Annotated in this window: 15 protein-coding genes and 1 tRNA gene; 13 read left to right on the top strand and 3 right to left on the bottom strand. The window is 40.6% G+C overall.

The features are described 5' to 3' along the window. The first annotated feature begins 50 nt into the window (after window positions 1-50). The 3 genes from infC (at window position 51) to rplT (ending at window position 1,272) form a co-directional block, all read left to right on the top strand. Window positions 51-602: a translation initiation factor IF-3 gene (infC, locus tag ACFOSV_RS13715; RefSeq protein ID WP_377906584.1), complete on the top strand. Its 552-nt coding sequence runs from the start codon at window positions 51-53 to the stop codon at window positions 600-602. 24 nt (window positions 603-626) lie between these two features. Beyond that, window positions 627-821, top strand: coding sequence for a 50S ribosomal protein L35 (rpmI, locus tag ACFOSV_RS13710; RefSeq protein WP_091691841.1), 195 nt, complete (start codon window positions 627-629; stop codon window positions 819-821). 106 nt (window positions 822-927) lie between these two features. Then, entirely contained in the window at window positions 928-1,272 is a 345-nt protein-coding gene (gene rplT / locus ACFOSV_RS13705) for a 50S ribosomal protein L20 (protein WP_377906583.1), read from the top strand. Window positions 1,273-1,509: 237 nt separating this feature from the next. Here rplT and ACFOSV_RS13700 read toward each other — a convergent pair whose 3' ends face one another. Together ACFOSV_RS13700 and ACFOSV_RS13695 are read right to left on the bottom strand one after the other, a co-directional pair. Next, a complete protein-coding gene (locus tag ACFOSV_RS13700; protein ID WP_377907311.1) occupies window positions 1,510-1,773 on the bottom strand; it encodes a GIY-YIG nuclease family protein in 264 nt (87 codons plus the stop codon). 142 nt (window positions 1,774-1,915) lie between these two features. After that, window positions 1,916-1,989: transfer RNA gene (locus tag ACFOSV_RS13695), tRNA-Met, on the bottom strand. Between the two features lie 269 nt (window positions 1,990-2,258). Between ACFOSV_RS13695 and ACFOSV_RS13690 the strand changes: the two genes are divergently transcribed. From ACFOSV_RS13690 to bshB1, 8 genes are all read left to right on the top strand, one after another. After that, window positions 2,259-2,654 (top strand): START-like domain-containing protein, encoded by a 396-nt coding sequence (locus ACFOSV_RS13690; RefSeq protein WP_377906582.1) that lies wholly within the window; start codon window positions 2,259-2,261, stop codon window positions 2,652-2,654. A gap of 69 nt (window positions 2,655-2,723) precedes the next feature. Further along, window positions 2,724-4,541, top strand: coding sequence for an LptF/LptG family permease (locus ACFOSV_RS13685; protein WP_377906581.1), 1,818 nt, complete (start codon window positions 2,724-2,726; stop codon window positions 4,539-4,541). A 60-nt stretch (window positions 4,542-4,601) separates the two neighbouring features. Next, window positions 4,602-4,877 (top strand): 30S ribosomal protein S15, encoded by a 276-nt coding sequence (rpsO, locus tag ACFOSV_RS13680; protein WP_377906580.1) that lies wholly within the window; start codon window positions 4,602-4,604, stop codon window positions 4,875-4,877. A 102-nt stretch (window positions 4,878-4,979) separates the two neighbouring features. Then, on the top strand, window positions 4,980-7,124 hold the full coding sequence (gene pnp / locus ACFOSV_RS13675; RefSeq protein WP_377906579.1) for a polyribonucleotide nucleotidyltransferase: 2,145 nt from the start codon (window positions 4,980-4,982) through the stop codon (window positions 7,122-7,124). A gap of 65 nt (window positions 7,125-7,189) precedes the next feature. Next, window positions 7,190-8,053, top strand: a complete 864-nt coding sequence (locus ACFOSV_RS13670; protein WP_057936313.1) for a sigma-70 family RNA polymerase sigma factor — start codon at window positions 7,190-7,192, stop codon at window positions 8,051-8,053. 153 nt (window positions 8,054-8,206) lie between these two features. Then, window positions 8,207-9,151 (top strand): thioredoxin-disulfide reductase, encoded by a 945-nt coding sequence (gene trxB, locus ACFOSV_RS13665; protein WP_377906578.1) that lies wholly within the window; start codon window positions 8,207-8,209, stop codon window positions 9,149-9,151. A gap of 9 nt (window positions 9,152-9,160) precedes the next feature. Continuing rightward, entirely contained in the window at window positions 9,161-10,198 is a 1,038-nt protein-coding gene (locus ACFOSV_RS13660; RefSeq protein WP_377906577.1) for a peptidoglycan DD-metalloendopeptidase family protein, read from the top strand. A gap of 7 nt (window positions 10,199-10,205) precedes the next feature. Next, complete coding sequence (bshB1, locus tag ACFOSV_RS13655) at window positions 10,206-10,925, top strand: bacillithiol biosynthesis deacetylase BshB1 (RefSeq protein ID WP_377906576.1); 720 nt, start codon at window positions 10,206-10,208, stop codon at window positions 10,923-10,925. Here the strand turns inward: bshB1 and pdxH are convergent, their stop codons facing one another. Then, window positions 10,926-11,561, bottom strand: a complete 636-nt coding sequence (gene pdxH, locus ACFOSV_RS13650; protein WP_377906575.1) for a pyridoxamine 5'-phosphate oxidase — start codon at window positions 11,559-11,561, stop codon at window positions 10,926-10,928. Between the two features lie 99 nt (window positions 11,562-11,660). Between pdxH and ACFOSV_RS13645 the strand changes: the two genes are divergently transcribed. Both ACFOSV_RS13645 and ACFOSV_RS13640 read left to right on the top strand, forming a co-directional pair. Next, on the top strand, window positions 11,661-12,230 hold the full coding sequence (locus tag ACFOSV_RS13645) for a YqgE/AlgH family protein (RefSeq protein ID WP_377906574.1): 570 nt from the start codon (window positions 11,661-11,663) through the stop codon (window positions 12,228-12,230). Between the two features lie 49 nt (window positions 12,231-12,279). After that, window positions 12,280-14,550 carry a DUF349 domain-containing protein gene (locus ACFOSV_RS13640; RefSeq protein ID WP_377906573.1) on the top strand — a complete coding sequence of 757 codons (2,271 nt, stop codon included), beginning with the start codon at window positions 12,280-12,282 and terminating at the stop codon, window positions 14,548-14,550. The last annotated feature ends 17 nt before the right edge of the window (window positions 14,551-14,567 follow it).

The raw sequence follows: 14,567 nt of genomic DNA, 5'->3' as shown, positions 1-14,567 counted from the left end.
AAATTATTACGATATTTGCACGCGATTTCATTAAGACAACCAATTAAAATTTGAGAAGTAGACAACCGTACCGAGGAAGGCAAGAAGAACCTTACAAGATCAATCAGAAAATCAGGGCCCGCGAAGTAAGACTCGTGGGAGATTTCGTGGAAGGCGGCAATGCCGTGTTGACCACAGAAGCTGCGATTAAGCTCGCACAGGAAAACGATTTGGATTTGGTGGAGATTTCACCGAATGTAAGTCCACCAGTTTGTAAGATTCTGGATTATGCCAAATTCAAGTACGAGCAAAAAAAGAAGCAGAAGGAAATTAAAGCCAATGCTTCAAAGGTTGTATTAAAAGAAATCCGTTTTGGACCCAATACTGATGACCATGACTTTAACTTTAAGCTAAAGCATGCCATCAACTTCCTAAAAGAAGGAGCAAAAGTGAAAGCTTATGTGCATTTCGTTGGTCGTAGTATTGTGTTTAAAGAAAGAGGGGAGATGTTGCTATTGAAGTTTGCTCAAGCGTTAGAAGAGTATGGAGCAGTAGAGCAGCTTCCCAAGCTAGAAGGTAAGCGAATGAATATTTTCATCGCACCTAAGGCAGGTAAGAAATAATTTCAACTAAATAAATACAGCAAAATGCCAAAAGTAAAAACCAAATCAAGTGCAAAGAAGCGGTTCGCGTTAACGGGAACTGGCAAAATCAAAAGGAAACACGCTTTCAAAAGCCACATCCTGACGAAAAAATCTACGAAGCGGAAGCATAACTTGACCAAGACTGGTCTTGTACATGAGTCTGACGAAGGTAGAGTACGTGACATGTTGAGAATCTGATTTTCAGCAAATCATTAATTAATTACAGGTTTATTTATTCACCAGATGCTTTGGTAATCAAGATTTCGAATAACTCGAAACACCAAGTGTCAAAAATTTAAAAATTATGCCAAGATCGGTAAACGCAGTAGCGTCAAGAGCAAGAAGAAAAAAAGTGCTAAAGGCCACCAGAGGATACTTCGGAAGAGGTTCTAATGTATGGACAGTAGCCAAAAACAAGTACGAAAAAGGACTTCAGTATGCGTACAGAGACCGTAAAGCGAAGAAGAGAGAATTCAGAGCTTTGTGGATTCAGCGTATCAATGCAGGTGCAAGAGAGCACGGCATGTCTTATTCAAAGTTGATGGGATTATTGGGCAAATCAGAGATCGAACTAAACAGAAAAGTTTTGGCTGATCTTGCGATGAACCACCCAGAGGCATTCAAAGCTGTTGTTGAAAGTGTGAAGTAAGGGTTGCACAACCTTGCTTTACGGAAGTCCTGATGAAAATCAGGACTTTTTTTTTGCGTTTTATTTCGGGAGGAATTGAATCTGTATGAGGACAGGCAGGCCCGTGACCGCCTTGGTCTTGAGAGTATGAATCCTCCTGATTCTTTGATTAAAAAAAGGCTTCCGTTTCCGAAAGCCTTTGTAGCGAGGACGGGAGTTGAACCCGTGTCCGCCGAGGCGGATATGAATCCTGAACAATTATTTTAGGTAGAGGGGAAGTATTTCCTTTTTTATCCATTCTCGCCCTTTCCCGGATTTCAATTCTTTTTCTCGACTCAATGCATCTGTTTTAAAATTAAAAAATTCAACCCAGATGACAGTCCAAGGTCTATATCTTATGGTAAATCCCTTGGTTGATTTTAGATTGTGAAAATGAAACCTTGTGATTAAATCAGAAGTCATTCCGGTGTATGTTTTACCTGTTGGAAAGGAATAAAGAACATATACGACGAATTCTTTCATAGGTACAAAAATAAATAAGGCTTCCATTTCTGAAAGCCTTTGTAGCGAGGACGGGAGTTGAACCCGTGTCCGCCGAGGCGGATATGAATCCTGATGATCATTAATTTAAAATAAAAAAGGCTTCCATTTCTGAAAGCCTTTGTAGCGAGGACGGGAGTTGAACCCGTGACCTCAGGGTTATGAATCCTGCGCTCTAACCAACTGAGCTACCTCGCCATTTTTTTGCAAAAATTATTGAGTGATTATCAGGGTATTATATCCTGATTTTAATCCTGAATTCTTTAATTCAATTGGGATCGCTTTTCTTCTAAAATTAATCCCTATATTAAGAAAGACACGAGGGGCAATACAGCCTTCCATTGCGTATTTTCTTATGAAATGACCGTTTCTTTAAACGGGAATGCAAATATGAGTGGTTGGATTGTGAAAAGCAAGAAGGGTTTATTGAAAAAAAAAGATTTTTCATTTACTAAAATATTACGGTCATGGTAAAAACTAAATTTGTCACTGATTATCAAATCAATGCCTCGAAAAAAATGCTGTTCAGTTATTTGAGTACAGCCAGTGGATTAGAAGATTGGTTTGCGGATGAAGTCCGGATTGATGAGGATAAAAACTTTATTTTCTTCTTTGATAATGAAGAGCATCACGCCAAAGTGGCATCCATTCGACTCAATTCACATGTGAAATATGATTTTTTTGATCCGGACAATCCCAATGCAGAGGATCATGCATACATAGAATTCAAGCTGGAGGAAAACGAGTTAACTCAGACGATGTTCTTGAAAATCATCGATTACACCGAAGACTTTGATGAAGAAGAAATGCATGCGATTTGGGATGGTCTAGTGGGCAAACTAAAAGAGACTATCGGCGGATAAATTGAACTTTATTGCCATTTTTGAACCGCCTTAAGAAATTCACGTATTTTTTCTCAAGGTATTTAGTCCATGAAGAAACTTGATAAGCTTATCCTTGGGTCTTTTTTAGGCCCATTTTTATTGACCTTTGTGGTGGTGGATTTTATCCTCCTGACCGTCAACATGCTGAAGTATTTCGATGAAATCTTCGGAAAGGGCCTGGGCTTTTGGATCTACATGGAGCTCATCGGCTATTTCGTGATCAGCATTTCTCCTATGGCCTTGCCTTTGGCTGTTCTACTTTCAGCTTTGATGACTTTTGGCAATCTAGGAGAGCATTTTGAACTCACCGCGATAAAGAGTAGTGGAATTTCCCTTTTAAGAGCTCTTTTACCCATTGGAGTCTTTGTGGTTGTATTATCCTTTTTTGCTTATCTCTCTAATAATTATGTAGTCCCCAAGGTCAATTTGAAGACCTTCAGTCTTTTGTATGATATACGGATGAAATCCCCTGCATTGGAAATTAAGGAGGGGGTGTTTTATGGAGGAATTCCCAATTACAGTATTAAAGTCAATGAAAAAATAGGAGAGAAGCAGTTGAAAGACATTATCATTTATGATCATTCTCAGGGCCTCGGCAACCTAAGTGTCACACTGGCTGACTCTGGCATTATGGAGTCATTTATGGATGAGAAATATCTACGGTTCATTCTATTTAATGGGCAAAATTACAAGGAAGCAAGGGCAATGAGAGGTATTTCAGAAAAACCGGTGGAATTTAGCAGAACGAGTTTTGCTGAGAACACCATCATCTTTAACTTGGATGCATTCGAACTGGACCGCACGCCAGAAGATCTTTGGTCAACCAATCGAGCCATAAAAAACATTAGCGAAATCCGAGAGGGATTAGATTCCATCGATACCCGCGTGAATGATCAGATCTATCAAAATTACCAAACTGCCTCGGGTATCTATCCATTCTTCACCAGAGAACGATCGCTCACTCCTCCTAAAGAAATCTATGACCGCAAAGCACAAGATGATACGCTGAGAAGTATCAAGGCCAAGAAACTCAAGGCTTACAATGATTCACTTGATCAAGTTGCGAAAATTGATTCCATAAGACGAGATAGTATTCGATTGGCAGAAAATCCAGATCTGATAATCAAAGCGCCTGAAGGAGAAGTTTTAAGTAACTTAGTGGTGGCCGAGGAAGAATCAACCATAGCGGTGTCTGAGCCTTCAGCGAGTGATACGCTATTCAGGTCCAAAAGACTTCAAGCCAGAGCGAGCATAAAGAAAATTCGAACGGTCCAAGATTCATCCGCAACAGATTCTATTCCAGAAGAGATCCCCAAAAAGGTGCTGAAACCAGGTCGTACGGAGTCATTCACCGCAGAGGAAAGAGCAATGTTAGATTCCGTGGTTGAAGCGAGGAATTATATGACCAATGCGCTGACCATGGCAGTGAACAATTCTAGGAATCTAAAAAACACATTTAACGGAAAGGCATTAACGGTGGACAATCACCAACGGGAGTATCGTAGATACGAAATCGCTTGGTATCAAAAATACACTCAGGCATTTGCCTGTATAGTAATGTTTATGATTGGCGCGCCTTTAGGAGCTATTATAAAAAAAGGAGGGCTTGGAACACCGGTTCTTTTTTCCATCATCTTCTTTATCCTTTATTACATGCTTACCATCACTGGAGAAAAGTGGGCAAAAGAGGGGATAGTAGACCCATTTTTTGGCACATGGTTTTCAAATCTTGCCTTAATTCCCTTTGGACTTTTCTTTTTAAAACAAGCAAGAAAGGATGCTAGGCTGTTTGAGCCTGATTTCTATGTAGAATTATGGAAAAAGCTGAAGAATGGCCTGAAAAGGTCCAGTTCAAATTCGAATTGAGCTTTTATTATTTGAAGATTAGCCTTACCTTTGTCACTGTTTTATAAAATTTAGCTAAACATGTATTTAAGACCAGAGAAAAAACAAGAGTTGTTTAAGAATCATGGACGGTTAAAATCTGAAACTGACACAGGATCACCTGAGTCTCAGATTGCCCTCTTTACACACAGAATTCTACACCTCACAGAACACCTTAAGTCAAACAAGAAGGATCACTCTTCAAGACTTGGCTTATTGAAACTAGTAGGTAAGAGAAGAAGTCTTCTCGATTACCTTTACAAGAAAGACATTGAGCGATACAGAGCGATTATCGCTGAGCTCGGTCTTAGAAAATAAAACCCTTGGTAAGGTTCTCTATTGTGAGAACCTTACTTTTTTCTTTTTAAAGGGGAGTACAATCCATTTTTAGATTTACAACCACACATTTAACAATCATTTATGTTACCAAACTTAATCACCAAGACCATCACCCTAGAAGATGGAAGAGAAATTACAATAGAAACGGGTGCACTGGCAAAACAAGCTGACGGAGCTGTAGTAGTACGGATGGGCAAAGCAATGCTTTTGGCCACGGTAGTTTCCAAAAAGGAAGCCGGAGAAGGAGTAGACTTTTTACCGATGTCAGTAGATTACCAAGAGAAATTTGCCGCGTCAGGTAAAATCCCAGGCGGTTTCTTAAAAAGAGAAGGAAGACTTTCCGATTACGAAATTTTGATCAGCCGAATTGTAGATCGTGCGATCAGACCTATTTTCCCAGATGATTACCACGCAGATACACAGATTGCCATTACTTTGATGTCTTCTGATGAAGATGTGCTTCCAGATGCATTGGCAGGCCTTGCGGCATCTGCTGCTTTGGCAGTCTCAGATATTCCTTTCAATGGACCTATCTCTGAAGTTCGCGTTGCTAAAATCGATGGCAAACTAGTCATCAATCCTAGCCCCATTGCTTTGGAAAAGGCAAGCTTGGAATTCATTGTTGCAGGTTCACTTGATTTTATCTTGATGGTAGAAGGTGAAGCAGACGAGATCCAAGAAGACGAAATGGTAGAAGCCATGCAGTTTGCTCACGAAGAGATTAAGCGCCATTGTCAGGCTCAAATAGAGTTAACCAAAGAGGTGGGTAAAGAAGTGAAGCGTGAGTACAATCACGAAAAGTCTGACCCAGCACTTTTTGATAAAATGAGAGCCGAGCTTTATGACAAACTTTATGATGTGGTAAGCCGTCAGATTCCAAACAAATCTGAGCGAAGTGCACTAGTAAAAGAAATTAAAGACGCATTTGTGGAAAGCTTAGGCGAAGAGCATGAGTTTGAAGCAAGTTTGATCGGACCATATTTTGGCAAAATTCACAAGGAAGCCGCCAGAAATCTTACTCTTGACGAGAAGAAAAGACTTGACGGTAGAAAGCTGAATGAAGTTAGACCAATTTGGTCAGTGGTTGACTATTTGCCATCCGCTCATGGTTCGGCTGTATTTACTAGAGGTGAAACTCAATCTGTTACCACTTGTACTTTAGGTACTAAGATGGATGAAATGATGATCGATGGAGCCACTATCTCAGGATACAATAAGTTCTATCTTCATTATAATTTCCCTGGATTCTCTACTGGTGAGGTTAAGCCAAATAGAGGGCCAGGACGAAGAGAAGTGGGACATGGTAACCTAGCCATGAGAGCTTTGAAAAAAGTACTTCCTGCGCCTGAGGACAATCCTTACACGATCAGAATTGTATCTGACATCCTAGAATCAAATGGTTCATCGTCCATGGCCACGGTCTGTGCAGGTTCGCTTGCTATGATGGACGCTGGTATTCAGATCAAAGCTCCTGTAACAGGGATAGCAATGGGAATGATCTCCGACAGCAAAACTGGAAAGTATTCTATTCTATCTGATATTTTGGGTGATGAGGATCACTTGGGGGATATGGACTTTAAAGTTACTGGTACTTCTAAAGGGATCACTGCTTGCCAAATGGATTTGAAAGTTGAAGGTTTGGATTATGCAGTTTTGAAAGAAGCGCTTTATCAGGCTAAGGAAGGTAGACTTCACATTTTGGATGAGATTACCAAGACTTTGGCTGCGCCAAAAACAGACTTGAAGCCACATACACCACGTTCATTCCAGATGATGATTCCAAAAGAATTGATCGGAGCGGTGATCGGACCAGGTGGAAAAGTGATTCAGGAAATGCAGAAGGATACCGAAACCACGATTGTGATCGAAGAAATCGACAATCAGGGTAAAATCATGGTATTCTCTGCCAATCAGAAAAACATGGATGCCGCAATTGCTCGAATCAAAGCAATCGTCGCTCAGCCTGAAATTGGCGAGACTTATACTGGAAAGGTGAAAAATATTCAACCTTTTGGAGCATTTGTGGAATTTATGCCAGGTAAAGATGGTTTATTACATATCTCCGAGATCAAATGGGAGCGAGTAGAGACAATGGATGGTGTACTCGAGCCAGGTGAAGAGATCCAAGTGAAGTTAATCGACGTGGACAAGCGTACAGGCAAGTTTAAGCTTTCAAGAAAAGCACTTTTGCCTAAGCCAGAAAAAAAAGCTGAAGACAAAAAGTAATATTCAGTCCAATAATTAGTACTTTACTAAGCTATAAATTAATATTTCATAAATAATATTTCTGAATGAGGCAGCTAAAAATTAGCAAACAGATTACCAACAGAGAGAGTCAGTCGCTTGATAAGTATCTTCAAGAGATTGGTAAGGTGGATTTGTTGACTGCGGACGAAGAGGTGGTTCTTGCAAAAAGAATCAGAGAAGGCGATCAGTTAGCATTGGAAAAACTCACCAAAGCGAATCTAAGATTTGTGGTGTCTGTAGCCAAACAATACCAAAATCAAGGACTTTCTTTAGGTGATTTGATCAATGAAGGAAACCTTGGTTTGATAAAGGCAGCTCAGCGATTTGACGAAACCAGAGGTTTTAAGTTCATCTCATATGCTGTATGGTGGATTCGTCAGTCTATTCTTCAGGCACTTGCCGAGCAGTCTAGAATCGTAAGACTCCCACTTAATAGGGTAGGTTCTTTAAATAAAATCAGCAAAACTTTCAGTGAACTTGAGCAAAAGTTTGAGCGCGAGCCATCGCCTGAAGAGCTTGCAGAGGTACTTGAAGTTACTGCCAATGAAGTGGTTGATACGATGAAGATCTCAGGTCGACATGTATCCATGGATGCGCCATTCGTACAAGGTGAAGAGAACAGCCTTCTGGATGTATTGGAAAATGATGGAGATGAGAAGCCTGATGATGGCTTGATGAATGATTCGCTTCGAAAGGAAGTTCAAAGAGCATTGTCTACGCTAACGCAGCGTGAGGCAGATGTGATCACCCTTTACTTTGGACTGAATGGAGAGCATGCCATGACTTTAGAGGAAATTGGAGAGAAATTCAACTTGACTCGAGAGCGTGTGCGACAGATCAAAGAAAAAGCAATCCGACGATTGAGACATACTTCCAGAAGTAAGACGCTGAAACCTTACCTTGGATAAGAAAGAAAGAGGGGGTTGAAAGCCCCCTTTTTTATTTGTCTTTTTTGAAAGTAAAGTAAGATTTAACCTAAGTCGCTTTGGGAATTTTAACATTCCGAAGCGCAGTTAAACCCCTATAATTCACAAAATTTGCAAACCCAAATAAGGTTCAGAATGGATCAAGAAATTGAAAAGGTTAAAGTTTTAATAATAGGCTCAGGCCCAGCAGGTTATACAGCAGCCATTTATGCATCTCGAGCAGGTCTCTCACCAGTACTCTATACTGGTGGACAGCCAGGCGGCCAGTTGACCATCACCAATGATGTGGAAAATTATCCAGGATATCCCGATGGAGTGATGGGTCCACAAATGATGGAGGATTTCAGAAAGCAAGCAGAGCGATTTGGAACTGATGTCCGATATGGTCTCGCTACCCAAGTTGACTTCGATTCAAATCCTCGATTGGTTACCATAGACGATCAAAAGCAAATTCATGCTGAAACGGTGATTATCTCCACCGGAGCTTCGGCAAAATGGCTTGGAATTGAGAGTGAAGAAAGGTTAAATGGAAAGGGAGTTTCAGCCTGTGCGGTTTGCGATGGCTTTTTCTTCCGAGGCCAAGAGGTGGCGATAGTGGGTGCAGGAGATACTGCTTGTGAGGAAGCATCCTACCTTTCAAATATTTGTAGTAAGGTTTATATGCTTGTGAGACGTGATGAAATGAGGGCTTCACAAATCATGCAAAAGCGGGTGATGAGCAATCCCAAAATCGAAATCCTTTGGAATACTGAGACAGATGAAATTCTAGGCGAGGAGGAAGTGACTGGAGTTCGTGTTTATAATAATCAAACCAAAGAAAAAAGAGAAATTCAAGTTTCTGGCTTCTTTGTTGCTATAGGGCATCAACCAAACACTGGAATTTTCAAGGATTATTTACACATGGATTCGGCCGGTTATCTTAAAACTATTCCAGGCTCCACAAAGACCAACGTGGAAGGTGTATTCGCTTGTGGTGATGCCCAGGATAATATTTATCGTCAGGCAGTAACAGCGGCTGGAACTGGATGTATGGCAGCCCTAGACGCGGAAAGATTCCTTGCTGAAAAAGAAAGTACCTAATCTATTTGCATGAAGTCCTTTGTATTGTTCTTATTCTTAGGAGTGTCGGCCCTAGTTTTTGCCACAAAAGCTAATGCGCAGATTTTCCCTAAAATCATTAAGAAGAACAAGACCGAAGAATTCGTCCCAACGGAAAGAAAGAGTATTGAGCTTGGTGGTTTTGATAGAGACAGGCTTCTGAGAGAATTATCCTCGCGAACAGACTCTATTCTCTTCAAGAATGAAGTGAATATGGCCCGTCAGAGATCTATTGTCGATGATGCCCAAGACTTCATGATATGGGCTCCTACAAACCGCTTGGCAAAAATTTCAGAACAAATTCTTATTGATAGCATTTGGGTGACCGCCTATGAACATTATGGTTCGTGGGACAGTCAGAAGATTGATATCTATGATTTTGATCTGAAAACCTTTCAAGATACCATACAGCTTAGATTATATGATCCATTTTTTGGATATGATTGGAAAATGCCCTTGGAAACGACTCCGGTCACGTCTAGGTTTGGTTTTCGATGGGGTAGAAAGCATTTAGGAACCGACTTGGACCTACAGATGCGTGACCCGGTCTATGCTGGATTTGATGGAATCGTTAGGATTCGCTCATATGATAGATATGGTTTTGGATATTATGTGGTATTAAGGCATAAAAATGGTTTAGAAACCATCTATGGGCACTTGTCCAAGATTTTGGTAGAGGTGGGGCAAGAAGTAAGTGCCGGAGAAATTGTTGGTCTAGGCGGAAGTACCGGACGAAGTACAGGTTCTCATCTTCATTACGAGCTGCGCTATCAAGGGTTAGCACTAGACCCAGAGATTGTCTATGATTTTTCTGAATATAGAATCAAAAATGAGTACCTAACGATTACACCTGAGACCTTTGGGTATGTAAGTAAGGCACGTGCTGCAGCTTACCATCGGGTGAGGAGAGGGGATACGCTGGGGGCTATTGCTCGCAGATATGGAGTGACAGTATCTCAACTTACCCGATTGAATGGACTAAGTACCCGAAGTATCCTTCGCGTCGGTCAAAATCTTCGAATTCAATAAAACTAGTATGACAAAACTTGATATTCTCGTGATTGCTTCGCATCCTGATGATGCAGAATTAGGTTGTTCAGGTACCATAGCTTCGCAAATTGCAAAAGGAAAGAAAGTCGGAATTGTTGATTTGACTCAAGGAGAAATGGGTACCAGAGGTACACCTGAGGTCAGAATGCAAGAAGCCGAAGCTGCTGCTGAAATTTTGGGATTGGCGGCGCGGGAAAACATGAAATTCAAGGATGTATTTTTTGAAGATGATGAATGGCATCGACTAGAATTGATTCGGGTGATTAGAAAGTATCGACCAGAAATTGTCTTGGCTAATGCCATTCGCGACCGTCACCCTGATCATGGGAAAGGATCTCAGCTGGCCACGAACGCATGCTTTATGAGTGGATTACGAAAGATTGAAACCACCTTTGAAGGTCAAAGTCAAGAGCCTTGGAGACCGAAACATGTTTACCATTACATTCAAAACAATTATATAGAGCCAGATTTCATCGTAGATATCACAGATTATTGGGATATAAAGATTAAGAGTATTTTGGCTTTCCAGTCTCAGTTTTTTGACCCTTCAAGTAAAGAGCCTGAAAGCTTTATTTCCAATCCTGATTTTCTACCTTTTATTGAAGCTAGAGGTCGAGATTTTGGACATAGGATCATGCGTACCTATGGTGAAGGCTTTACATCAGAGCGATACCTTGGGGTCGATGATATTTTTGACTTAAAATAATTAAGGAGCTAAACGGGAAATATTCCAATTTCCATCTTCTTTCAGATCGTACCGAATTCTGTCGTGAAGTCTACTGGGTCTTCCTTGCCAAAACTCAACGCTTTTTGGAATTAATCGGTAGCCACCCCAGAATGAAGGCCTGCTGATTTTTTCATTTTCAAATCGTCTGCTTACCTCACTCAAACGCAATTCTAACTCCCCACGGGAGTCGATTACCTTGGATTGTGGAGAGGTCCAGGCTCCCAATTGGGAACTTATGGGTCTGGAGAAGAAATACTCATCTGACTGTACAGAATCAATTTTTTCAACGCTGCCGGTAACTCTCACTTGTCGCTCTAGTTCTGCCCAAAAAAATGTCAAGGAAGCCTTAGGATTTTGAGCCAATTCTTGTCCTTTCTGACTCTCATAATTAGTAAAAAACACAAAACCATGATCCAATTCTTTCAAAAGGACAATTCTACCTATTGGTGCCCCATCTAAGCCCATTGTAGATAAGGTCATCGCGTTGACTTCCAATGCTTGTGAATCCACCGCTTCCCTAAGCCAAGAATGAAATTGATCAAAAGGGCTTGCTTTTACATCGCTGATTTCTAATGATTTAAGTGTGTAGTCTTTACGTATTGATGCGATGTCCATGATGCTTTGTTGGCTATTATTTTTCGATTATAAAATTAAGATGGGTATGGGATTTAAAAAATTATCGTATATATTTTTATCCTCATTGGTAGAGAAAGAATGGAAAAGAAATTTACTCCCACACCTACGGCTGGTGATCTATTGATCTCAGAGCCATTTTTGCAGGACCAGAATTTTGTGAGGTCCGTGGTCTTGCTGTGCGATCACAATGCCGAAGGTAGTTTTGGCTTTGTGATCAATAAGCCCTCTATCTTGAGACTGAATGAAATCGTGGATGATCTGGACTTCTTAGATAAGGAAGTGTTCGTCGGTGGGCCTGTGGAGCAAAATACACTACACTTTGTTTATGTGGGTGAGAAAGAACTAGAGGGAAGTATACAGATTGGAGAGCATTTATGGTGGGGAGGTGATTTTGAGCAGTTAGTTTCAAAGTTGAAACTAGGGAGTATGAATATTGATGTGGTTCGTTTTTTTATTGGATATAGCGGATGGGGTGCAGGTCAATTGTCTGATGAAATGTCTGAAGATACCTGGATTCTGTGCCAAGAAAACATTGATGAATCATCATTTTCTTTTACTCCTGAAGAACTTTGGAAAAGTTTGCTGAAGAATATGGGCGGGGAATTTAAGCTGCTTGCAAATTATCCATTAGACCCACGATTAAATTAGGCAAAATCCATACATTTGCCCATATTGACGAGTTAATAGTTCTGTTTTTATGTCTGAGAAAAGTAATGAATTACCTGAAGAAGGTAAGGTGACCCAAAATTCTCCAAATGAGGATGCAAAGGGTAAGAAGAAAGAAAGTACCAATGAATCTGTAGAAGAGACAGTTGAAGAAGCATCGGAAGAAATCCAAGCTTCCACTGTAGCTGAGGAGCAATCCTCTGATTCGGGAGAGGTAGAGGCCAAAGAGGAAGAAAGCAATGTTTCTGAAACCTCAGAAGCAACTATCGAAAAGGCTGAAGAGCAAGATCAAAGTAGCTCAGAGCCCGCTTCTGAAGAAAAGATTGATTCATTTGCCGAGGTTAGTGAAGAATCTCCTGCAGACGAATCCCCTGAAATTATAGAAGAGTCTACTCCGGTAGAAACCACAGCTTCTACGGACGAGAAAGTTGAGGAAAGTACGGCTGAAGTTAAGCCTGAAGCGGTAGCTGCTGTGAAGGAAGAAAAAGAGGAAAGTGAAAGTGCTGAATTGGTTACCGAAAATAAGGAGGAGGATTCAGAAGAAGACTCCGAAGATGAGGATGATTCTACGGATGAGGACGATTCAGAAGATGATGGGGTAGACCTGACAAGTTTAGATAAAACAGAACTTCTTGTTCTTCTTAAAGAAAAAGTTGCGCTTCCTACGGCTTCCAAAATAGATCGACTGATCAATGAAATAAGAAAGGCATATCAAGCTTTAGCCCAAGAAGAAAAGGATCTAGCACTTGCCAAATTCAAAGAAGAAGGAGGATTAGAGGACGATTTTGATTTTCAGCCTTCGGATGAGGACAAGATGTTTGACGTCTTTTATTTTGAGCATAGACGAAAAGTCAATACCGCCAGAAAAGAAGCGGAAAAGCAAAAAGAGAAAAACTTGGAGCTTAAGAATGAGATTCTTGACAAACTACGAGAACTGGTAGATGGCGAAGAAACGACTCTTAGTATCAATGCCATCAAAGCGATTCAAGAAGAGTGGAAAGCTATAGGGCCGGTTCCAAATTCACAGAATAGAAGCCTTTGGGCAAATTATAATGCCTTGATGGATCGCTTCTATGATAATAGAAGTATCTATTTTGAATTAAAGGAACTCGATCGAAAGAAGAATCTAGCTTCTAAAGTCGGACTTTGTGAGAAAGCTGAAGCGCTAAAAGACGAGCCTGACTTAAATACTGCCATTAAAGCCCTCAACGAGCTTCACGAAGAGTATAAGCACTTTGGACCAGTACCGAGAGAAGATCAGGAAGCGCTTTGGCAGCGATTCAAAGCTGCTTCGGATGCAGTATATGATCGTCGAAAGGAATACTATGATGGTCAGAAAGAGGTTTTCTTGAAAAATCAGGAAGAAAAAGAAAAACTGATCGAAAGTCTCAAAACTTTCACTGAGTTTTCAGCAGATCGAATTAAAGATTGGAACGCTAAGACCAAAGAAATTCTTGAGATTCAAAAGACTTGGGAGAAAATAGGCCCAGTGCCAAGAGAATCCGGAAAAGAGATCAATAAGGCTTTTTGGGCTGGCTTTAAGCAGTTTTTCCAGAATAAGAATCAATTCTTTAAAAATCTTGATGAGGTCAGAGCCGAAAATCAAAAGCATGCTGAGCAACTGATCGCTAAAGCCGAGGAAGTAATGGATAGCACAGATTGGCAGAAGACAGCCAATGTGATGATCGGACTTCAAAAGGAATGGAAGACTTTAGGTCCTACACCGGAAAAGACCAGAGATGCCCTTTACAAAAAATTCAAGACTGCTTGCGATACATTCTTTGACAACAGAAGGAATGCCAATAAGGCAAGCAACTCTGAATATGAGGCGAATCTAGCTCAAAAGAAGGAAGTCTGTGCAGAGATCCTTAAACTGGCTGAGGCAGGTGATTTGCAAGAGGAAGCTCTTACTGAATTGGTCAATAAGTTTAATGAGATCGGTTTTGTTCCTCGAAAGAACATGAAGGAGATTCAAGCCGAGTTTAAAAATGCAGTGGATGTTTATCTTGAAAAACTTGATACTGGAGGATTTGATCGAGAAAACTTCCTTTTCAAACTAAACTTGAATCGAATTCAATCGGATCCAAATGCCAATAGGACTATCAATAAGAAGGAGCACGGTATTCGAAAGCAGATTACTGAATTGGAGAATAGCATCACCCTTTGGAAGACAAATCTAGAGTTTTTTGCAGCGTCAAAGACTGCGGACAAGTTACGAGATCAGTTTGATGTGAAGATTCAAAAAGCAGAAGATGAGATCGAAAAGTTGAAACAGAAACTATCGATTTTAAGAGAATTTTAAATTAATCTCACTCATTT

The organism is Algoriphagus namhaensis (genome assembly GCF_042649705.1).
GTDB classification, from domain to species: domain Bacteria; phylum Bacteroidota; class Bacteroidia; order Cytophagales; family Cyclobacteriaceae; genus Algoriphagus; species Algoriphagus namhaensis.
The sequence above is the reverse complement of the archived record's forward strand: the minus strand, read 5'-3'. Positions and strand labels throughout refer to the sequence as shown.